Origin of the sequence: Paenibacillus alginolyticus DSM 5050 = NBRC 15375 (assembly GCF_000422905.1) — a bacterium.
In the GTDB taxonomy this organism is placed as follows: domain Bacteria; phylum Bacillota; class Bacilli; order Paenibacillales; family NBRC-103111; genus Paenibacillus_E; species Paenibacillus_E alginolyticus.
Genome location: NZ_AUGY01000084.1, coordinates 1 through 21,837, shown reverse-complemented (window position 1 = coordinate 21,837; position 21,837 = coordinate 1). Strand labels below are relative to the sequence as shown.

At 45.1% G+C, this 21,837-nt stretch carries 18 protein-coding genes; 6 read left to right on the top strand and 12 right to left on the bottom strand.

What is annotated here, in order from left to right:
- Positions 1 to 35: 35 nt before the first annotated feature.
- From G519_RS0129425 to G519_RS0129395, 7 genes are all read right to left on the bottom strand, one after another.
- On the bottom strand, positions 36 to 893 hold the full coding sequence (locus tag G519_RS0129425; protein WP_029197717.1) for a protein phosphatase 2C domain-containing protein: 858 nt from the start codon (positions 891 to 893) through the stop codon (positions 36 to 38).
- A 41-nt stretch (positions 894 to 934) separates the two neighbouring features.
- Positions 935 to 2,173 carry an extracellular solute-binding protein gene (locus G519_RS0129420; RefSeq protein WP_029197716.1) on the bottom strand — a complete coding sequence of 413 codons (1,239 nt, stop codon included), beginning with the start codon at positions 2,171 to 2,173 and terminating at the stop codon, positions 935 to 937.
- Positions 2,174 to 2,273: 100 nt separating this feature from the next.
- Positions 2,274 to 3,941: an ABC transporter permease gene (locus G519_RS0129415; RefSeq protein WP_029197715.1), complete on the bottom strand. Its 1,668-nt coding sequence runs from the start codon at positions 3,939 to 3,941 to the stop codon at positions 2,274 to 2,276.
- Entirely contained in the window at positions 3,928 to 5,028 is a 1,101-nt protein-coding gene (locus G519_RS0129410; RefSeq protein WP_029197714.1) for an ABC transporter ATP-binding protein, read from the bottom strand. The genes G519_RS0129415 and G519_RS0129410 overlap by 14 nt, the downstream gene beginning before the upstream one ends.
- A gap of 74 nt (positions 5,029 to 5,102) precedes the next feature.
- Entirely contained in the window at positions 5,103 to 6,164 is a 1,062-nt protein-coding gene (locus tag G519_RS0129405) for an ABC transporter substrate-binding protein (protein ID WP_029197713.1), read from the bottom strand.
- A 156-nt stretch (positions 6,165 to 6,320) separates the two neighbouring features.
- Positions 6,321 to 7,922, bottom strand: coding sequence for a helix-turn-helix domain-containing protein (locus G519_RS48025; RefSeq protein WP_029197712.1), 1,602 nt, complete (start codon positions 7,920 to 7,922; stop codon positions 6,321 to 6,323).
- A complete protein-coding gene (locus G519_RS0129395) occupies positions 7,915 to 9,729 on the bottom strand; it encodes a sensor histidine kinase (protein WP_029197711.1) in 1,815 nt (604 codons plus the stop codon). The genes G519_RS48025 and G519_RS0129395 overlap by 8 nt, the downstream gene beginning before the upstream one ends.
- Positions 9,730 to 9,959: 230 nt before the next feature.
- Between G519_RS0129395 and G519_RS45160 the strand changes: the two genes are divergently transcribed.
- The 3 genes from G519_RS45160 to G519_RS0129380 all read left to right on the top strand — a co-directional run bounded on the left by G519_RS45160 (position 9,960) and on the right by G519_RS0129380 (position 13,156).
- Positions 9,960 to 10,850: a prohibitin family protein gene (locus G519_RS45160; RefSeq protein WP_051253810.1), complete on the top strand. Its 891-nt coding sequence runs from the start codon at positions 9,960 to 9,962 to the stop codon at positions 10,848 to 10,850.
- A gap of 518 nt (positions 10,851 to 11,368) precedes the next feature.
- The gene (gene serC, locus G519_RS0129385) at positions 11,369 to 12,457 is read left to right on the top strand and encodes a 3-phosphoserine/phosphohydroxythreonine transaminase (RefSeq protein WP_029197710.1); all 1,089 of its coding nucleotides are present in this window, start codon (positions 11,369 to 11,371) and stop codon (positions 12,455 to 12,457) included.
- 24 nt (positions 12,458 to 12,481) lie between these two features.
- A complete protein-coding gene (locus tag G519_RS0129380; RefSeq protein WP_036634204.1) occupies positions 12,482 to 13,156 on the top strand; it encodes a YdeI/OmpD-associated family protein in 675 nt (224 codons plus the stop codon).
- A gap of 82 nt (positions 13,157 to 13,238) precedes the next feature.
- Here the strand turns inward: G519_RS0129380 and lpdA are convergent, their stop codons facing one another.
- From lpdA to pdhA, 4 genes are read right to left on the bottom strand one after another with little or no spacing between them, the layout of a single operon-like run.
- Complete coding sequence (gene lpdA, locus G519_RS0129375) at positions 13,239 to 14,654, bottom strand: dihydrolipoyl dehydrogenase (protein WP_029197708.1); 1,416 nt, start codon at positions 14,652 to 14,654, stop codon at positions 13,239 to 13,241.
- A 4-nt stretch (positions 14,655 to 14,658) separates the two neighbouring features.
- Entirely contained in the window at positions 14,659 to 15,990 is a 1,332-nt protein-coding gene (locus tag G519_RS0129370; RefSeq protein WP_029197707.1) for a dihydrolipoamide acetyltransferase family protein, read from the bottom strand.
- Positions 15,991 to 16,021: 31 nt separating this feature from the next.
- Positions 16,022 to 17,002: an alpha-ketoacid dehydrogenase subunit beta gene (locus G519_RS0129365; RefSeq protein ID WP_029197706.1), complete on the bottom strand. Its 981-nt coding sequence runs from the start codon at positions 17,000 to 17,002 to the stop codon at positions 16,022 to 16,024.
- Positions 17,003 to 17,057: 55 nt separating this feature from the next.
- Complete coding sequence (gene pdhA, locus G519_RS0129360) at positions 17,058 to 18,140, bottom strand: pyruvate dehydrogenase (acetyl-transferring) E1 component subunit alpha (protein WP_029197705.1); 1,083 nt, start codon at positions 18,138 to 18,140, stop codon at positions 17,058 to 17,060.
- Between the two features lie 262 nt (positions 18,141 to 18,402).
- Between pdhA and G519_RS0129355 the strand changes: the two genes are divergently transcribed.
- The gene (locus G519_RS0129355) at positions 18,403 to 19,134 is read left to right on the top strand and encodes an alpha/beta hydrolase (RefSeq protein WP_029197704.1); all 732 of its coding nucleotides are present in this window, start codon (positions 18,403 to 18,405) and stop codon (positions 19,132 to 19,134) included.
- Positions 19,135 to 19,190: 56 nt separating this feature from the next.
- Here G519_RS0129355 and G519_RS0129350 read toward each other — a convergent pair whose 3' ends face one another.
- Positions 19,191 to 20,015, bottom strand: coding sequence for a lipoate--protein ligase family protein (locus G519_RS0129350; protein ID WP_029197703.1), 825 nt, complete (start codon positions 20,013 to 20,015; stop codon positions 19,191 to 19,193).
- Between the two features lie 296 nt (positions 20,016 to 20,311).
- Here G519_RS0129350 and G519_RS0129345 point away from each other — a divergent pair, with 296 nt between their 5' ends.
- Together G519_RS0129345 and G519_RS0129340 are read left to right on the top strand one after the other, a co-directional pair.
- Positions 20,312 to 21,523: an ATP-binding protein gene (locus tag G519_RS0129345; protein ID WP_084160399.1), complete on the top strand. Its 1,212-nt coding sequence runs from the start codon at positions 20,312 to 20,314 to the stop codon at positions 21,521 to 21,523.
- Positions 21,524 to 21,593: 70 nt separating this feature from the next.
- On the top strand, positions 21,594 to 21,837 hold a 244-nt coding region (locus tag G519_RS0129340; protein WP_036634200.1), incomplete at its 3' end, for a helix-turn-helix domain-containing protein.

The window sequence follows — 21,837 nt, the reverse complement described above, 5'->3', positions numbered from 1 at the left end:
CCTTCTAGTAATAAAATATAAAATGGCTGCTTATGCTATTCAAACTGAATCCAAATCCCTGTTTTATCATCCGAAACCTTGAAACGAGGGTAACGCTGGCAATCCTTATCGTTTAATTCAAGATTGAACAACCAATCCGCATAATCGGCCAATGTGCTATTGGTAATGGAGGTAGTCAGCTCCTGAATGACGTCAATCGGCTCGCCTCCACGTTCTGTATGCGGGAAAAGCCCGTCGGTAACAAGCAGCAATGACTTCAACTGAATTCGGTTGATTCTACCGTATTCGATGAATTCGGCCAGATGCGGTTCACCGCTCATCACAGAGTAGCCAGCCATCGTATTCATCTTTGATTTATTTTGCAAAATGATCGGTTTAACGAGTTCCCAAAGGTCCTCTCGCTTCACAATGCCCTTCTCGATGCCTTGCTCCCAAATGTGTTTGGACTCTAGATCAATATGTGCAACCTGATCGCGCGATATCGTCCGAAGCGACCCGTCCTGATAAACAGCCACGATCATACAATCTCCAACCTGTGCATAATCGATATAGTTATCCTCAATTCGGATGAGAGCGAGAGAACTCGTCCATAAAGCAGCTTTATCCGATGTATGGATGCCCGCCGCTTCCATTTTCTCCCTTAATCGGATATTAGCTTGGATAACCAGCTGCTTGAGATCCAAATCAGCAACATCCTCCGCTAGCAGCGACTCCAAATACTGTTTGATCACTTGTGAGGCCAAGTATCCCCCCGTTTCGTTGTTAGGACCACGAAAGGGATGCAGAGAAGTTGCACCGTCCAATACCCCAAATAAATGTAACTGTTCATTCTCAACAAGTGCATCTTCATTCCATTCACCGCTGCCCGGTAAGGATAGTTTTTCTACATGCATAGTTGTACGCCACCTTCATCTCATGTCTGTAATTTCTTCGTCTATTTGAGAAGCCAAGTCTCGTATTCTTCCTCAAAATGCTTTTCCTTCGCATCGTTTGGATCCTGTTCTAATTGCTCCAGCATGGATTGTGTGTAGCTCCACCGTTCGAAGTCCATCTTTGCAGGCCTCTTGGCCGAGAACATACGCACCGAATCAAGCATCATCTTTTGACTCGCATTCCACTGACCTTCTTCTTGAAGCTTCAGTAGAACATCGGACCGCGAAGGAATTAAACCATTGCTGCGCCATAAATCATTTTGTGTGGTCTCATGGATCATATAAGAAATAAAGCTGTTAGCCGCCTTCACTTTGGTTTGTGTTGAATTTAAAACAACCATCCCATCGATGCTAGGCACAATTCCCTGTTGTTCCAGACCAGGTAACCACTGGGCATTATATTGGAACTTACCGCCAATATATCGTTCTACCGTCGTTAGTTGTTCAGAAGAACTTAGGAATAGACCGATTTTTCCATTAATAAAATCACTCGCAGCCCGACGATGAGTGAGCGGCTTCATCATTTTCAAGTTATGAACCCACTCTCCCCACATCGAAATTGCAGAGTCGAACTTCCCATATTCCTCCGTATCGCCATGGCTGCCCTTAACGTTTAAGCTCTCCAGATACCAAGGCAATTCCTTGTCGATGGCAATTCCCCCGTGTCCTTTCATACCTTCGTCGTTCCCAATCAGATTTGTTTCCATTGCCGCATTCGACACTTCACCCCATCCGGTAAAAGAGCCCTTTTGAGAGTTCTTGAGCAGTTCCTCCCGGTAATAAAGCATAGGTATGCTTCCACCGATCGGCACCGCCCAATCCAGGTCTGAGTAATGGAAAGGCTCGGTAAACGTAGGCTGCAATTTCTTCCATTCTGGTATGGATAAATTATCTACGGGAAGCACCGCTCCGGCATCCACAAGCTGGGCAATCCCATAAAAGCTCTTAATTTCAGCAAGCTGTGGCGCCGCATTAGCAGATATGGCTGCCATTAATTCCGTAAATAATTGATCACTCGAGCGGAAGTATCTCACATCCACATCAATATTGGGATAAGCTTGATGAAACTCATTAATTGAAGTTTCCAAGCCTTGACTATAAACCCAGATGGTTAGAGCCGTTCCACGAACGGATTCTTCGCTTGTAGTCGTCGATTTCTTATAGTTAAACATAAAAGAAGCAGCAATGATAAGGATCAGTTGTATCGCTATGCCCCAAATTATCCATCTATTTCGCTTCATGGTTCCTCCCGGTAAGCTCATCATGACAATCATTTTCATTGTAGCACGACAAGTTCCCAAAAACATGAGCGTTCATAAAAGAAGCTTCTCACTCAAGCTGTTACAGCTGCAGCCCCTTCTTGCTGAGCTTATTAGCTATGATCAAGGAAATTAACGTGGTAAGGGACAGGATCGATGCCAGAGCTGCACCTGTACCGTAGTTTGCTGTAAATACCTCGCTATAAATTGTCACGGTAATGGTTGCTGTCGCCCCGTAGTAAAGTACAATCGTAGAACTTAATTCATTAATGGTCGTGACCCAGCTCAGAATGGCTCCGGACAATACGCCGGGTGCCATCAAACGTCCCGTGGTCTTGAAGAACGTCTTCATCGGTGGAACACCAAGGCTGATCGAAGCTTCCTCAACGCTGCGGTCCAATTGATACAAGATCGCCGTACTGGAACGAATCGTGTATGGCAGCTTGCGCACCACATAAGCGATGACCAGAATAACCCATGTCCCTGTCAGCACCACAGGAGGCTTATTAAAAGCAATGATCATGCTGATCCCCAAAACAGTTCCCGGCATGACATACGGTATCATGATCAAGGAATCGAGCATCGCTGTCAGCTTCGATTTCCTGCGCACCAACACGTAGGCAACTAGCATCCCCATGACAACCATGATCACGATGGATATAAGAGAGTAGGTGTACGTATTCAAGATCGCTTTGGGTACGCGGAACAAAATTTCTTTATAACTATTTAAACTAAATCCGCTTTGAAATACCGGTCCTTTGGTTTTGATGAAGGAGGTCACAATGACCGTCGCCTGAGGAATAATCGATACACATGCGACCAACAAAGCAAATCCAGTAAATAACCATTTTTTCAGCGGCCCCAGTATTTCTACTTTCGGTGTACGCATACCCGTCATCGTATAATTTTTGCGGGAGACAAAGTATCGTTGTAGAAACAAAATACTCGTAGAACAAATGATAAGGATCACACTTAACGTACTAGCCATGGCGGGGTTTCCACCCATCTCGCTGATGAACTGCTCATAAGCTAAGATTGGCAACACTTTGAAACCTTGGCCCAGCAGCATCGGCGTACCAAAATCTGCAAATGACGCCATAAACACCATTAATGCACCAGCTGAAAGTGTAGGAAAAATCAACGGAATCGTAACGGTGCGCAGCCTGTGGAAGCTTGAACGACCCAAGCTTTCTGCTGCCTCTTCGAGCGAAGTATCAATCGTTTTCAATGCGCCTGAAACATACAAATAAATATGCGGATAGAACTGAAGCGTAAAGACGAACACAATGCCCTTCCACCCATAAATAGAGGAAAATGGAATCCCGATATCATGCAGGAAGCGTGTTAGAAAACCGTTATTCCCCAACATCAAAATCCAAGAATAGGCTCCGATAAAAGGAGGAGAAAGTAGGGACATAATAACAAGAATTTGAATAATACCTTTAAATTTCACGTTGTAGCGAGTCGTGATATAGGCAAGTGGAACACCTATTAGGATAGAAAACACAGTTGTAAGAACAGATACCTTCAAACTGTTCCAAAGAGCGCTGTAATAGTACTTCAACTTGATGAAATTCGCATAATTGGCTAATGAGAACATCCCTTGGTCATTAAAAAAACTGTTGAACAATAAGGAGAACAAAGGGTATACGATAAAAGCGAGTAAAAAGAGATACACAAACAATGTCACCCAAGACCAGAAGTCCCATTGTTTGAAGGAGAACCACCGGCTTCTCTTAACGGCTTGCACGGTAGACCGCCTCCTTGCCGCTTTCATCAAACATCGTTGCTTTATCCAGTTGTAAATTCACATAAACAACTTGCTTCACCTTACGCAGCTGATGAGGCTCAACAGCATGCTCTTGAACGTCGATTACAAAACCATTTGGAAGCTCGATTAAATAGCTTACTTTTTCGCCAAGGAACGTAACGGATTCGACAGTACCTCGAATTAAATGCTCGCCTGTGTTCTCGGATTCAAGCCGAATACGCTCGGGACGCAGAGAGAACAGTGATTTCCCTTCGTATGACTTCAAGATAGGCAGCCGGAAGGACGTTCCGAGCAATTGAATCTCTGCTTCATTTGGATCACTTTTACTCCCGCGGCACTGAGCCTCGATAAAGTTCGATGTACCGATGAAGTTGGCTACAAATTGGTTAGCCGGATAGGCATAGATGTCCTCTGGAGGCGCAATTTGTTGAATGATACCTTCACTCATAACGGCAATGCGGTCGGAAACAGCCAAAGCTTCTTCCTGATCATGCGTTACGTAAATTGTAGTGATGTTCAGTTCTTTTTGGAGCCTGCGAATGTCCGATCTCATCTTGATACGTAATTTGGCGTCAAGGTTGGACAATGGTTCATCCATTAATAACAAGCCTGGACGAATAACGATAGCCCGTGCCAATGCAATCCGCTGCTGCTGACCGCCGCTCATATTAGAAGGAACACGATCCCGTAAGTGCTGCAGCTGAACCATCTCTAGCGCTTCCATGACGCGCTGTTCCGTTTCTTTCTTATTCACATTCCGAGCCTTTAATCCATAAGCCACGTTTTCAAACACAGTCATATGAGGAAAAATCGCATAGTTTTGAAAAACCATCCCAATGTTTCTTTCATGTGTCGGCACATCATTAATCTTGCGGTCGCCGAAGTAAATATCGCCTTCTTCTTGACGGTAGAAGCCGGCAATTGTACGCAGCAGCGTAGTTTTTCCGCATCCGCTTGGACCCAGTAGGGTGAAGAATTCCCCTTCTTGGATTGTGAAATGAGCATCATTGACCGCCTTGGCGGTTCCGAAATATTTGGTCACGTGGTCAAAGACGATTTTTTGCATGTTATTTACCTCCGATGTCTAAAAAAAGGTGCCTAGACCGTTAAAGTAAGGCACCGCTCATTTGATCAAAATCCTTATTCTTGTCCAGAAACAATTTTGCCGAAACGTTTAATATTTTCATCTTTCTTGCTGGAAGCCCAATCAAAATCATAGTCGACGAGCTTGATATCTTTGGCTTGTGCAATACCTTGAATCACTTCTGCATCCTTACGGACGGAACGGCGTTTGAATTCCTTTTGAATGAGAGACTGCACGTCTTTACTTACTAGGAAATCGATAAATTTCTTCGCATCTTCCATGTTTTTAGCGCCTTTGATGACTGCAGCTCCATCGGGAACAGCTGAAGTTCCTTCGGATGGATAAATAATGCCGACTTTGGCGCCGCCTTCCACATAACGATACGCTGCTTCTTCAAGCGTAACTCCAAGCGCAAATTCTTTGTCAGCTACCCCTTTATAAACCTGGCCTGAACCTGACAATACTTTACCATCAAGGTTAGTTACAAACTTCTTAATAAAACCCCAACCTTGGTCTTTCCCGTTTGCTGTCAGCATGGTGATTAATTGCGTATAGGAAGAACCGGACTTTGCAGGATCCGCATAAGCAATCTTCCCTTTCCACTTCGGATCCAATAGATCCGTCCAGCCCTTAGGCTCTTCGCCTGCTTTAACCAATTCTTTGTTGTACATAATGATCATTGGCAGTGCGGCAAATGGTGTCCATACGTTGTTTTTGTCTACATATTGCGGAGAAATATTGTCGTATTCCTTTATTTTATAAGGTTCAAAATATTTTTTATAGGCTTCAAGAGAATCAGCACCGCCAGCCCAAAATATATCGCCCAGCGGATTAGCAGCCTCGGCTTGTACACGCTTCAAGAGGTCACCTGTACCACCGGAAATCAACTGTACCTCAATGCCTGTACGATCCTGAAACTCCTTAATAATTGGGTTATTGAGCTCAGCTGCATTCGGGGAATACAAGGTAAGCTTACCGCCCGTTTTTGGTGAGGGTTGACTAGTCGTAGGTTGTGCAGAAGATTCGGCAGGTTTTGCTGTTGGGGTCTCTTTTGCACCGCATCCGATCAGAGAACCGACAAGCAGCAGGGATAGAAGACTGGTTAGTGATTTTTTCATTTTGTTAACCCTCCATATGATTTGTGTCTTTATCTTTCTAGTTTTACTATACGTTTAGATGAAAGCACTCTCAATGTGACGAATTTTCGTATTTGTTGAAATTTTTGTTCAAAATAAAAACTCCACCAGTCAATAAGTGGAGAATTCCTATTATGCCTATAGCGGAAGGCTCTCAATCCCGAGCCGTTTGCGAAACTCGGTAGGAGTTTCCCCTGTATACTTGCGAAAAAGTTGGCTGAAATATCGCTGATCCTGGTAACCGACTTGTACGGAGACCTCATAAATTCTAAGACGAGGATTCGTAAGAAGCTCCTTTGCTTGTCCTACACGTATCAAAGTCACGTATTCGAGAAAACTGGTTCCAACCTGCTTTTTGAACAGCCGGCTGAAGTAACTTTCACTCATATGGTAGCGCTCTGCGATACCTTGAAGAGAAATATCCTCCGCATAATGCTCTCGGATAAACAACTCGATCTCCTCGAATCCGCTCTTCTTTTGCGGATCGGATAGCTCCGCACATTGCCGGTTCCACTCAAATAACGTATCGTTTAAGCGAATCAGCCATTGTTCTAGAGAGTCATCCACCCGCTCAGCTGATGTTAAGAGAAACCCGCTATCGATAACAATGTTATGCAATTCGCTATCTCGCAGTAGGAGGGAATTTAACGTTACGATAAATTCGAAAAAGCTTCTTCTTGCCGTAAATCCATCTGCATGGAGGTGTATGAGATGCGAATACCACAACCCGGTTTGGGCTTCGATGGATGAAGGATTTCCCCATTTGACTAATTCGATCAATTCCTTCAGCACGGTGTGATTGACACTCACTGTTTCTTGCAGCCTTTCGATATCCTCAAACCAAATCATTTTCTCGCCACCTAAAAAGACAGTTTGATACATGGCACGCATGGCTTGAATATAGGCAGCCGGAATCATATCTATCGTTGTAAACGAATGGCTTACCGTTAAAACACATCTTTGCGCAAAAGAAGATAATAACACCATTAGGCTATCAAATAAGTCGGCGAGATTGCCTCGCTCGATTTGCCGATTGGCCAAAAACGCATACCGCGTCTCGTTTATTCGCACCAAAGTAAGGGTGGACAGCTCTTTGATCCGTTCCTTGATCTGATCTCGCAGCTGGCGGCTGTCAGTCCCCATGTCTTTAAGACCGTCCATTTGCAGCAATACAACGCGATATGGAGGGATAACAACTCCGCCATCTGTATGTTCTAACCCCGTGCCGTATTCTACAAACCATTCTTTTTCAAGCGTCCCCGCATAATCCAGCATTAGATCATAGAGAACCTTTTCTTCAATCAGCGGCTTCTCCCATCCATACTTAAGCTTCAATCGCTCCTGCTGTGATTGCAATTGGCGTTCCTCATCGAGCTTTGACGTAATGCGTCCAATAACTTGGATGAGTTCGTCTGGATTGGTTGGCTTGAGGACAAAATCAGCAGCCCCCAGCTTAACTGCCTTCTGGGCATATATAAAATCATCGAAGCCGGTAAGAAATACAATTTTCACTTGCGGCAGCAGCTCCGCCACTTTCTCAGCAAGCTGAATGCCGTCCATCGCAGGCATCCGAATATCCGTCAGTAGGATATCTGGCGGGTTAGCTAGAATTCCTTCTAAACCTGCTTGTCCGTCTCTTGCTTCGCCAATCAAGGTGCAGCGCATTTCTTCCCAAGGAATGGTCAGTTTCAGTCCTTGCAAGACGAGCCACTCATCCTCCACGATGAATAGGTTATACACGATGATCCTCTCCTGAGCGCATGATGGGAATTTCGATAAGAATAGTCGTTCCTTGCATAATCTCACTCTCGATTTCGAAACGATAGTTTGAGCCGAAATAAAGCTGAAGCCGCTTCATCGAGTTTTCCAGTCCAATACCCGTATTCTGCTCACTATCCGATACGTATTTGCCACTTAGGATACGCTCCACCATATCGGATGACATCCCTACACCGTTGTCTCGGATTTCGAAGCGCACATATTCCTCTACCCGCCATCCCCTAATGGAAAGCTGCCCTTTTCCTGGTTTGATCTCTAATCCATGCGTGATGGCATTTTCCACGATCGGTTGAATCAGCAGTTTGAGCGTATATAAGGATTCGATTTCTTCATCGATATGAATCTCGACTTCCAGCTTATCCCCGTAGCGCATCTGTTGAATGAAAAGAAAGTTACGGATTTGATGCATATCTTCCTTCACTTGGATGAAGGGTTGTCCTTTGCGGATACTAAACCGCAGCAGCTCTCCAAGTGAAATAACTGTTTGACTAATATCCGTTATTTTATGAATACGTGCCATCCAATTGATCGAATCCAAGGCATTATAGAGAAAATGCGGGTTGAACTGGGCATGAATCGCCTTGATTTCCGCCTCCTTCAACATCAATTGCTTCTTGTAGACCTCATCGATCAACTGCTTGATCCGCTGTACCATTTTATTAAAACTAAGACCTAACTGCCCGACTTCATCCCTATATTTGGAAGAAAATGCGACGTCCATGTTGCCGTTTTCCACCAGATACATCAGCGATTTCAGCTTCCGCAGCGGGTTTGTAATCGTCACCGATAACACATAGGCAACCCAGCAGGACACTACGCCGAACAAGATCATAATAAATAACATCAAATTACGGATGCTGCTGCTTTCCTTTGTCAAAACGGCAACCGGTACAATACTAACCAGCTTGAATCCCGTAATCTCAGACGTATCGTAAACGACCATAACAGGCGCAGAATCTTTGCTGGCTGGCTCGAAAAAACCTTTGTTACCTGATAAGACTTTATCTAAATAAGGTTCGTTTAACTTCGTTCCCACGATATGTTTGGATGGCGTACTCGAAATGACATACCCATTGCGATCCAACAGCAGCATTTGTCCGCCAGGCTGTAAATGGGCCTTGTTATACTTGTCAGCCAAAGCATTTTCCATAATATCCACGACCATGAAACCAAGCGGTTTGTTCGTTTCAATCTTCTTCAGCTGCCTGCCACTGCTTAAAACAATGCCAAAATCCTCTGTCTTCTTCATACTGTAATGCGTATCCCATATGATATTGCCGCCTGCTAGCCGCATTTTACGAAACAATCCCCAATTCAAGTTATAATCGTCGTACTGACTAGGAAGAAGGTTGCCTGTAAAATAACGATCCCCGTTCTCCCCGAGCAAGTATATGGCGATATTCCAGTTTTTGAAACCCAGGAAGGTATCGAGAATATCATTCACCCTTTTCTCATCCTGCTGCTTCTCCGCTAACGTTCTGCCCTGATCTTTCGACAGTATATCTTGTATTTCTCTATTACTATAAATATACATGGTCAACTGTTCGATATCTTTCACGAAATAATTCAAGCTGTAATTCACTTGAGACAAGCTTTCAAGAATCGTCTTGCTCACTTGCGTTTGAACGACCTGTGACGATTTGTAATAGGAGAAGGTTCCCAGAATGGATAGGGGGATTATAGCCAACGGAAGGAATAGGATAATGAGCTTTTTCTGAAGGCTTGTTCCAAGTAAATAGTTTTGTAATCGATTTCGTATTTTGGACAAAACCTCACTCCTTCCGTTTATTTTCGTATTTATTATCTTTATCCAATGAATTCTCTTCACAGACAAGAGTACAGGACAATAGTAGGAACTTCAACCCCTGTATGATCGTACCTTCTGGGATACAAGCACAGGCTTTGAATGATGGATTAAAGGGGAGTTAGATGAATAGATTTTGAAGTAAAGATATTACGGTACTAATAAACTAATTCACTATTCAGGAGAGTGTAACTATGGAAACAGGTATGAACGCAAGAAAGAGATCGACTTTAACCAAAGGGATCAAATATGGAGCTGGAGGAGTTGCGATACTTCTTTTGATTTTGACTGCGTTTAGTACAGTAGAGAACGGTCATGTTGGATTCAGAAAAACCTTAGGTAGTGTTAACTCAACAGTACTGGAGCCAGGTCCTCATTGGAAGTGGCCGTTCATTTCAAGCATTGTAGAAGTCAATACTCAAGTAGCTAAATCGGAAGCAGACGCAGCAGCGTCTTCAAAAGACTTGCAACCTGTTCATAGTCATGTAGCTGTTAACTATACAATCCCTAAAGGGGTAGCTTTCAAGTTACTTCATGACGTAGGTCTAGACTTCGACGCTAAAGTAATCAATCCTCACGTGCAGGAGATATTTAAAGAAGTTACAGCTAAGTACAGTGCAGAGGAGTTAATTTCTAAACGTGAACGAGTAGCATTAGAAACAAACGAATTATTAAAAAAAGCTCTAGAGGCTTACAACATCCAAGTAGGGGATATCTCTATTGTTAACTTTACATTCTCTGATGCATTTAATCAGTCTATTGAGCAGAAACAAATTGCGGCACAAAATGCAATGAAAGCTCAGAACGATCTAGATAAAGCAAAGATCGACGCTCAACAAAATGTAGTAAAAGCGGAAGCAGATGCTACAGCGGCGAAAGCTAAAGCGGATGCCGATCTTTATGTTGCACAACAAAAAGCAAAGGGTAACATAGAGCTTGCAAAGTCAATAACTGCTGACTTGGTAGATTATAAATTCCTTGAGTCTTGGAAAGGCGATGTACCTGACGCTTGGGGTAACGGTTCTTTGATTAACATGTTACCGAGCAAAACTCCAATACAACCTATTGAAACTGCTAAGAAGTAATCTAATGAATTGTTATAATCACTCTTTATTTTGTCGAGGTAAAGTGCAATAGACTCAATAAGGTCATATATTGCAAACCAAAATGTTTACCATAAGTGCATACAAAGGTTTATATTACCACAAAATGAAAAATGAAACGTCCGAAAACTCACCAAAATGATTGACCTTTTCTGCAAATAGGCTTATACTTCTACTCAATATCCATACCTGATCGTGCCTATGAAGAGATTCCAACTCGGAGGCGTTTTCGCCAAGAACAACCCTTTGCGTTCAGCAAAGTTAGTCATTCTAAGTTAACCGGCACCGCCCGTTACCGCGGAACCAAGTGGAGAAGCATTCACCAGAATGTTTCTTAAATTGGGTGGCACCGCGAGCAAACGCTCCTCGTCCCAATCGGATGAGGGCGTTTTTTGTTATTTTCGGGGCCCCCGCAAAGTAATAGGAATAAGCTTCGAAGGTTAAACATCACTTTGTGGGGTAATTTTGTTCGTTTAAGCACATACGGGAGGTAATTAAAAATGACAAATCGACGGTACAATTTTAACCCAGGACCCGCTGCACTGCCTTTGGAGGTACTTGAAGAGGCACAAGAGCAATTTGTTGACTATCAAGGGACAGGTATTTCACTGCTTGAAATGTCTCATCGAAGCCGCACGGTTGAGGATCTGAATCAAGAGACCCAGCAGCTTCTTCTGAAACTACTCGGCCTGCCTAGCGGGTATGAGGTACTTTTTATGGGTGGAGGGGCAAGCACACAGTTCGCTCTCCTTCCGCTAAATTTTTTAAATACGAATCAGACGGCCAACTATGCATTAACGGGGAGCTTTTCGGAAAAAGCTTATAAAGAAGCTTCTTATGTCGGCCGCACACATGTCGCGGCAAGCTCCAAAGACCAGCATTGGCGCAGTATCCCTGAGTTATCTGCAACCCAACTAGCACCTGACTCGGCCTACCTTCACATCACCATGAACAACACGATTGAAGGTTCCCGTTACAATGAAATTCCAGAAGTGGGCAGCACGCCTCTTGTAGCCGATTTAACGAGTGAAATTCTCAGCAGAAAGCTGGAATTAGAGAGATTTTCGATGATATATGCGGGCGCTCAGAAAAATCTCGGACCCGCTGGCGTTACAATTGCCATCATCCGAGAAGAGTGGTTGGAGAAAGCGTCCAAGAAGATCCCTGAGATCATGCGCTATGAAACATTCGCCAAAAACAAATCGCTATTCAACACGCCGCCTGTACACGCCATCTACATGATGAATTTGGTGCTAAAATGGGTTGTGAACAAAGGCGGCGTAGAGCAATTAGAACAGCTTAATCGCATAAAATCTGCCCTTATTTATGATGTTATTGATCAAAGCGAAGGATTCTACAAGGGAATCATCGAAGTTAACCATCGTTCACATATGAATATCACTTGGCGCATGGAGAATGAAGGAATGGAGCGGCAATTTATCGAAGAATCAGAAGCTAATGGATTTGAAGGTTTGGCTGGTCATCGAAGTGTCGGAGGTCTGCGTGCTTCGGCATACAATGCAGTTCCATTCGAAGCCTGTCAGGCTTTAGCCGATTTCATGGTAGATTTTGCAAGAAGAAATGGTTAGATCATTAAGAAAAGAGGAATTTCAGTGGAAAACGCACTCGCTAAGAAGCTACGCTTAGGAAGCTGTAAACGAGCACTCATCATGAACGCGCCGGAGGGGTATCTCGACATGCTGAATCCCCTTCCTGAAGATGTTCTGGTGACGGATCAAATAGAAGGCACTGAGGCTTATGATTTTGTCCAGGTATTCGTCCACACGCTTGCTGAGGTCCAGCAGTTGGCTCCCAAAGCTATTGCGGCCGTAACACCTGAGGGCATGCTGTGGATCAACTATCCCAAAGGAACCTCAAAATTAAAAACGGACATCAATCGCGACTCTGGCTGGCAGACGGTCATTGATTTGCAGTTCGAAGGCGTCAGTCTGGTGTCTATTGACGAGACATGGTCAGCTATGCGGTTTCGCCCTATCGGTCTCGTGAAGACGCCGCGCAGCGAACGATTAGCTAACCGGGCTAATACTAGTGCTAATGCGGAATCAGCTGCCGGTGAGAAAGTTGTTATTGTTCCGGATGATCTCGCGGTAGCTTTTCGAGCGAATCCTAAAGCAGCTGATTTCTTTGCAACGCTTTCCTACAGCAACCGCAAGGAATACGTGCAGTGGATTACGGAAGCCAAACGTGAGGAAACACGCAGCGCACGAGTCGTCAAGACGGTAGAGAAGCTGTTGCAGGGGATCAAAAATCCAAGATTCAAAGAATAAAAAAGAGTCCCGTAGAGCGGCTAATGCCAAACTCTCGGGACTTTTTATCTAAAGGTAAGAGAAACTAAAAGAATAAAGCAACTTATTTACCAAGTTGGTGAATCGGGTGACCAAGCGCACCTTCCGCCGCATCCATGATCATTTCTGTCAATGTTGGATGTGCATGAATCGTAAGTGCGATGTCTTCCAAGTTAGCGCCCATCTCAACCGCAAGAGCAAGCTCTCCGATCAAGTTAGATGCTTCCGGACCAACGATTTGACCACCAAGCAGTTGGCCTGTTTCTTTGTCGCCGACAAGCTTCACGAAGCCTTGACCTGCGTTCAATGAGTTAGCGCGACCGTTAGCGGCATAAGGGAATTTACCAATCGTTACATTGATACCTTGCGCTTTCGCTTCAGTTTCACTTAAACCTACGCCTGCAATTTCCGGATCGGAGAACACAACAGCAGGCATTGCTTTGTAATCTACGATGCTGGAATGACCCGCGATTGCTTCAGCAGCCACTTTAGCTTCATAGGAAGCTTTGTGTGCCAATGAAAGACCAGGTACAACATCACCAATCGCGAAAATATGCGGAATGCTCGTTCTACCTTGGTTATCGACTTCGATCAAACCGCGATCTGTCATTTTCAAGTTAATAAGATCAAGACCAAGCTCGCCATCTGTGTTCGGACGACGGCCAACGGTTACTAATACGTAATCCGCTGTTACTTGCTTCTCTTCGCCTTTTACTGTGAACGTGACAGTAACGTCATTTTCTGTCTTCGTGCAGGATTGTGCCAAAGCTTCGGTATGAACCTCTACGCCAACTTTATCCAGACTGCGTGCAACAAGCTTCGTAAATTCTTTCTCGAAGCCTGGAAGCACATGATCGGAGCCTTCAAGCACGGTTACTTTAGTACCGAACTTCGCATACGTTTGACCTAGCTCGATCCCGATGTAGCCGCCGCCGATAACGACCATGCTTTTCGGAATTTCAGGCAAGTTCAACGCTTCCGTGGAAGAAATGATTCTTCCGCCGTAAGGGAAAGCTTTCAGTTCGATCGGACGGGAGCCCGTCGCGATAATACAATGCTTGAAGCGGTAGCGAGGAGCTTCTGCATCATTGAACACACGTGCTTCATGCTCATTGATGAACATCACTTCGCCTTGGAACGTTTGGATCTTGTTGCCTTTGAGCAGCGCGCTAACGCCGCCCGTTTGTTTCGCAACAATGCTGTTTTTCCATGCTTGTACTTTTGCAAAGTCCACTTTCACGTTCTCTACAGAGATACCCATGCTGTCAGCATGCTGTGCATGTTCATACGTGTGAGCGGCAGAGATCAAGGCTTTGGAAGGGATACAGCCGCGGTTCAAGCACACGCCGCCCCATTCCGCTTTATCAACAATAAGAACGCTTTGCCCGAGCTGAGCAGCACGGATGGCTGCAACGTACCCGCCGGGACCTGCACCAATAACCAACAAATCAATATCTAAAGAAGCATCTCCTACTACCATGCTGTTACACCTCCAAGACGAGAAGCTCTGGATCAGCCAGAAGCTGTTTGATGTAGTTCAGGAAGCTTTGTGCTGTCGCTCCATCCACGATACGGTGGTCGAAGCTCAAGGAAAGCGCCATAACCGATGCTGCAACGATTTGTCCGTTTTTCACAACTGGTTTCTCTGTGATACGGCCTGCACCTAGGATCGCAACTTCAGGGAAGTTGATAACCGGTGTGAAGAACATACCGCCCACGGAACCGATGTTCGTAATGGAGATCGTACCGCCTTTCATTTCGTTTGGAGCCAATTTGCCCTCGCGTCCGCGAACGGCAAGATCCTTGATTGAAGAAGCGATCGACCAGATATTTTTGCGGTCTGCATCATGGATAACAGGAACGAGCAAGCCGTTGTCTGTATCTGTTGCAATCCCGATGTTGTAGTACTTTTTGTAGACGATTTCTTGTTTCTCTTCGTCGATCATCGCATTCAATGCTGGGAATTGACGGCAAGCTGCAACCAATGCTTTCACGATGAAAGGCAGGTAAGTCAGCTTCACGCCTTTTTTCTCGGCGAGTGGCTTCGTGCGCTCACGCAGTGCGACTAGTGCTGATACGTCGATTTCGTCCATTAGTGTCACGTGCGGAGCCGTGTACACGGATTTAACCATAGCGTTCGCGATAATTTTACGGATTCCTTTGAACGGAACCCGCTCTTCGACGCGATCGCCCACGACAACCTGCTGCGCAGCCGCCGCAGGTGCCGCTCCGCCAGCTGCTACTGATGACGCAGCTGGTTCTGCTGCTTCCGGAGCTGCCGCCGCAGCTCCGTTAAAGCCGAGCACGTCCTCGCGCGTTACGCGGCCGTGCTTACCTGTAGGCGTCACCTCTGCGAGTGTGATGCCTTGCTCTCTTGCCAGCTTGCGTACGCTAGGCGTCGCAAGCACTTCGCGGCCCGCGCCAACGCTTGGCGCGGCTTGTGCTGGAGCAGCCGCTGCAGGCGCTGCTGCGGGTGCCGGTGCTGCCGCCGCTGGGGCAGCAGTTGGAGCCGCTGCAGCTGCAGGCGCAGCGTGGCTGTCGTTCTTGTGATGCATAGACTCCGCAGGCATCTCGCCTGTCACATCAATCGTCATAACGAGCTCGCCAATATTGCAAATTTGTCCTTCCTTTACGGCAACGGAAACGACTTTACCTTCAACCGGACAAGGAACTTCAACGACCGCTTTATCGTTCTGTACTTCCATAAGAATCGATTCGTCTGTTACGGTGTCACCCGCTTTAACTAACAGCTTTACGATCTCGCCTTCATGTATGCCTTCACCAAGCTCAGGGAACTTGTATTCAAACAATGCCACGTGCACAACCTCCTATTACCTTCGACTGTGATTAGAATTCGAGTACTTGATTAATGCCTGCAATAACACTTGCTGGACTAGGCAACCAAGCGTCTTCAATTTGAGCGAACGGATAGATTGTATCTGGAGGAGCAATACGCAATACAGGAGCTTCCAGATGCAGAATTGCTTTTTCATTAATCTGTGCAATTACTTCTGCCGCTACACCGGATGTTTTTTGAGCTTCTTGTACGATAATCGCACGGTTTGTTTTCTTGATCGAAGCTACAATGGTTTCGATATCAAGAGGAATCAGTGTACGCAAGTCGATAACTTCAACTTTCACACCTTGTGTTTTCTCGATCTCTTCCGCCGCTTTCACAGATGTGTGAACCATAGCGCCGTAAGTAATAACCGTAACATCTGAGCCTTCGCGAACAACATTCGCTTTGCCAAGCTCAATGGTATATTCGCCTTCTGGTACTTCTGCGCGGAATGCGCGGTATAAGTTCAGATGCTCCATGAAGAAGACAGGGTCATTATCCCGAATCGCGGAAATGAGCAGTCCCTTCGCATCATAAGGGTTGGAAGGAACAACAACTTTAATACCTGGCGTTTGAACAAGTAAGCCTTCGAGTGCATCCGTGTGCAGCTCAGCCGCTTTTACCCCGCCACCAAATGGCGTACGGAATACGATTGGCGAGTTGTAACGGCCGCCGGAGCGATAACGCATACGAGCTGCTTGCACGCAAATTTGGTCAAGCGCTTCATAAATGAAGCCTACGAATTGAATTTCAGCAATCGGACGGAAGCCTTGAACACCAAGACCGACAGCAAGTCCGCCGATAGCAGATTCAGCAAGAGGCGTATCGAATACGCGATCTTCGCCGAATTCTTTTTGTAAACCTTCCGTAGCACGGAATACGCCACCAACATGGCCAACGTCTTCACCGAACAAAATTACATTAGGATCTCTTTCCAGTTCAACGCGCATTGCGTCTTTTATCGCTTGAATCATCGTCATTTGTGCCATGACTTCTCCGTGCCTCCTAAGAGTTTTTCGCCAGAAAAACTGGCATCGCAATCATCTATTTATACGCTTGCTTCTGTTCTTCAAGATGTGCAGGTGTGACTTCGAACATAGAGTCAATTAGGCCTGGAACCGTCATTTTCTCTGTTTCTTCTGCTTTTTTGATATGCTCAGCAACTGTTGCTTTCGCTTCTTCTTTCACTTGTGCTTCTTCTTCTTCGCTCCAGAGGCCTTTTTTAGTCAAGAACAGACGCATACGCGTAAGCGGATCTTTAGGCTCCCAGTCGCTTTCTTCATCTTTGGTCCGGTATTTCGTCGTATCATCCGCCAAGGAATGCGGACGGTAACGGTAAGTTAATGCTTCAATCAACGTAGCGCCTTCGCCTCTGCGTCCTCTTTCAGCAGCTTCAGTTACAGCTTGAACAACAGCCAATACGTCCATTCCGTCAACTTGCACACCTTTGATACCGGCAGCAAGTGCTTTATGCGCAACAGAAAGTGCTCCTGTTTGCTTCGAATAAGGAGTTGTAATGGCGTAACCGTTGTTTTGTACAAAATAAATGACAGGCAGCTTGAATGCTCCTGCAAAGTTCATGCCTTCGTAGAAATCGCCCTCGGAGCTTCCTCCGTCGCCTGTGTACGTAATGGCTACACGCGGTTGGTTACGTTTCTTGAATGCCATAGCCACACCGGTAGCATGTAAAATTTGAGCCCCGATGATGATTTGCGGCATTAATACGTGTACATCCTGCGGAATTTGTCCGCCGTGTTGATGACCACGGGAATATAAAAATGCTTGATAAAGCGGAAGTCCGTGCCAAACAAGCTGTGGCATATCACGGTAACCCGGGCAAATGAAATCGTCTTTATTTAATGCAAATTCACTACCGATCATCGAAGCTTCTTGTCCGGATACCGGAGCATAGAAACCAAGACGTCCTTGGCGACCGAGATTAACTGCTCTTTCGTCCCAAACGCGAGTGAATACCATTCTTCTCATTAATTCTTTCAATTGGTCGTCACTAAGTTTAGGCATTTTGTCGGAATTTACAATTGTGCCGTCTGGAGCTAGAACCTGTAAAGGCTCAACCTTCTCTGTGGTCACTTCATAATTCGCTTGGCTGACAAGTGGCTTACTCATACCATTTCACCTCTTATATGATTTTGATGCCTGCTAGCTTCACTTCTGTTATAGTATTATTATAAACCTGTTTTTGTGAATTGTACACCAGCATCCCTGTACTATATGACCTTTTTTCATTAAAGTGAATAGTACAGTTACCGAAAATGTATAATACAGTTAACATAAAATTTACAACTGCTATAATACACATTACCCTCTAAACGGCAAGCTTACACTTCCGCACCAATATATCTAATGAGAAAGTTAAAGGAGCACAACCATGTCGGATGACTCTCGCTTTTATAAAAGAACGATTGTGAAAGATGAACTCACCTCTGTCCTTCTCGGAGAAAATCGCTCCCTGCGCATTTATCTCCCTCCCGGTTACAACGAACTGCTCTCCTATCCGGTCATTTATTGCCAAGATGGTGAACAATTCTTTAATTTCGGCCGAATTGCGACTACGATCACACGTTGTATTCTAGATGAAGGCTTGGAGCCTGCCATTGTCGTCGGTGTCGATGTGAATAACAGCAACCGTACTTCGGAATATGCGCCTGAGGGTGAACGCCATGATGCGTACTGCCGTTTTTTTGCAGAGGAACTCCTCCCTTATGTAGAAAGCCAATATCCGATTCGATCCGAACGGAACGAACGCATTGTGGCGGGCGATTCCCTTGGGGGGACCGTGTCCTTGCATCTCGCCTTAGATTATCCTAGCCTTTTTTGCCGTGTTATATCCTTATCGGGCGCATTTTTCGACATTACCAGAGAACGTATCAAAGCTGAGGACGACTTGTCCTGGCTTGAGTTGTATATGTTGATTGGCCTGGATGAAACGGATGTAAAAACAGAACGAGGGACTTTTGATTTCGTCAGAGAAAACCGACTGGCCAAAGCTGAGATGGAAAATAAAAAGGTAACCCTTCACTATATCGAGAAACCAGGGAAACATTTATGGGGCTTTTGGCAAGGAGAGTTGGATGCGGCTCTTCATTATTTTCTAGGATGATGACGATGAAAAGCGGTCCACTTTCCGTCTACTGACGCGAATTTGGGCCGCTTTTATTACTGTTTAATTGCATAACGCTGCTTCAAAAGCTCCATCATGCTCTGTATCTCTTCTTCACTCGGGTAACCCGGAATATCCCTCGGACTCTGCACTCTCACACCTTTGGCGGCCATCATCTGTACCAAATTGTCAGTGAAACGCTCCGCACTTACCTCTATTTGTAAGCATTCAGATAAACTCGCCATACTCCCTGACGCCACTACCGGATAGTCCTTAGGTGATGCTGAACCCGCCGCGCGCTCATAAAAGCTTCTTGCCAGAGATGCTTTCTCTTCACCCAAACCCTCCACGATAATGAACGCTTGAACCGATATTGCATGCATTTGTCTGCGCTGTGCAATGCCGCAAAACTTGCGTCCTCCGATACTTAGATCGAATTCCCCCGGACAAAATGAACCCATCACCTCGCCCTGATCGATTTGGTTGGTCATTGCACTCATGCCGTCTCTTATCAAGGCTACCATCAGATCGAAATCCTTGCGATGCTCCATGTCACCCGCGCTTTTCGGTAACAACAGGGATACATTCACGACGCCCAAATCGAGAGGCACCGCTGCACCTCCAGAGTTTCTTACAGCCGTATCATAGCCTTGGCTTAGCAGCCATTCGTTTGCTTCGGCCGCGTTAGGGAGGCGACTATCTCTAAGTCCCATCACAAAGGCTCGTGGATGCCTCCATATATGCAGAATCGGTGGAGCTGCTTTACCAATTGCTCGACATAAAAGTTCTTCCAAAGCAAAAGCATAAAGAATCGGTTGTGTTGCGGTTTCACCGGTTCGATCATGAAGGACCATTGATGCGGGTAGTTCTAAAGTCGTCATTTGCTTAATCTCCTGAGCCTACAATTTGTAACCATGTACAGAATTGTAAGCGATACAAGCTTATGCTGCAATAAAGAGCATGTACAGGAACAGCAACATTTTTCCTGAAAAATGGATATACAGTAAGTTTCCATCAGAACTTGTCAAAAAACATCAAAATTTTGGAAAGAAATCAAAGGAATTTCAAGTTTTATGTCGAAATAAAAAATAAACCCAAATTTTTAATTAAGTAGGCGAGATCCTTGAATGTAATTGACGACTTACTCCTCAATATACTAGTGTTAACTCTCCCCATCATGGTATGTCATATTTTATGGCTGGATCGGCCCGGTCCCATTAGCTTCAATCCTTCAAATCGAGCATTTATCGGGCTCATTTGTTCATTGGCAGCCATATTTTGCATGTCTCATCCCTTTTTTACGATAACAGGCAACAACTTTGATCTGCGCACGATTCCTGTACTTGTTGCTTTCCTTTACAGTGGCATACGTTCAGGACTTACTGTTTCCGCAGTTATACTAGCCTATACCTACTACATCGATGGTTCAGATTTTTTATGGATTGTTACCTTGTCCGCTCTGCTCGTACCCTTCATCCTGGCTTTCATTGCCCTAAGCAATTGGAAGTACCGAACCCCCAAAGTGATGTTTCCCAGTCTTCTGGCCTTTATTAGCGCTCTAGCTACTTTCTGCATGACGATGCTATATCGCATCGATTCGAATGTCTCCGTAGATAGGAGCTTTCTGCTATACGGCTTACTGTTTTGTATGGTTCACATGCTGACGATGTGGTTGATAACCTATTTAATTGTTCGTATCCGAGAAAATATAGCGATGCGCCAAGAAGTCCAGCGTTCCGAGAAGCTGAATGTATTAAGCGAATTAGCTGCTTCAGTCGCCCATGAAATTCGTAACCCGATGACGGTTGCCCGCGGCTTTATGCAAATACTCAGCCAGTCCGAAGTGAACGAAGAGAAGAAACGCATCTATACGACCATGGTTATTGAAGAAATTGACCGGGCACAAAGCATTATTACAGATTACTTATCCTTCGCTAAACCGCAAGCCGAGAAGCTTGAAGAGGTGGATGTGTCCACGCTGTCGCTCAAATTAAGCAATCTCATCAATCCTTACGCGTCAATGCGCGGTGTAGAAATTCATATCGACATGGAATCTTCTCTTCTGGTAAAAGCCAACAGCGAAAAAATGATACAATGCTTAGTTAATTTAACGAAAAACGGCATCGAGGCTATGCCTAGCGGAGGCACTCTGCTAATAACAGGCTTCAAGAAAAGCGCTAAAGTCATTTTACAAATTAAAGATAACGGTATTGGTATGACACCTGAGCAGGTGAACCGTCTCGGAACACCCTTTTACTCAACAAAAAATAAAGGAACCGGTTTAGGCATGATGGTCTCCTATCGAATCATCAAAACATTTGGCGGACTCATCGAAGTAACAAGCCAGCCAGAGCAGGGAACTTGCTTTACGATTTCATTACCTATATAAGTTGAACTAAAGGAATTCATTCCCATGCCGTTGAAATAAAGATACAAAATCTAAAAACGACGGTGGACATATGGAATCGACACAAGCATTTATAGAGATTGAAGCTTTGATGAAAAAAGAGAAAGATCGGCGCATGTTTGAGAGGTATCAAGCCATTTATCTGCAGTTGAAAGGTAAGAATGCTCTAGAGATTTCAGAGATCATCGGCAGAACGGAACGAACCGTCTATAAATATATGCGTGCCTATCGTGAGGCTGGAATAGCCGGACTGCAAATGAATTATTCAACTGGAGCCCCTGAGCGACTAACGAAGG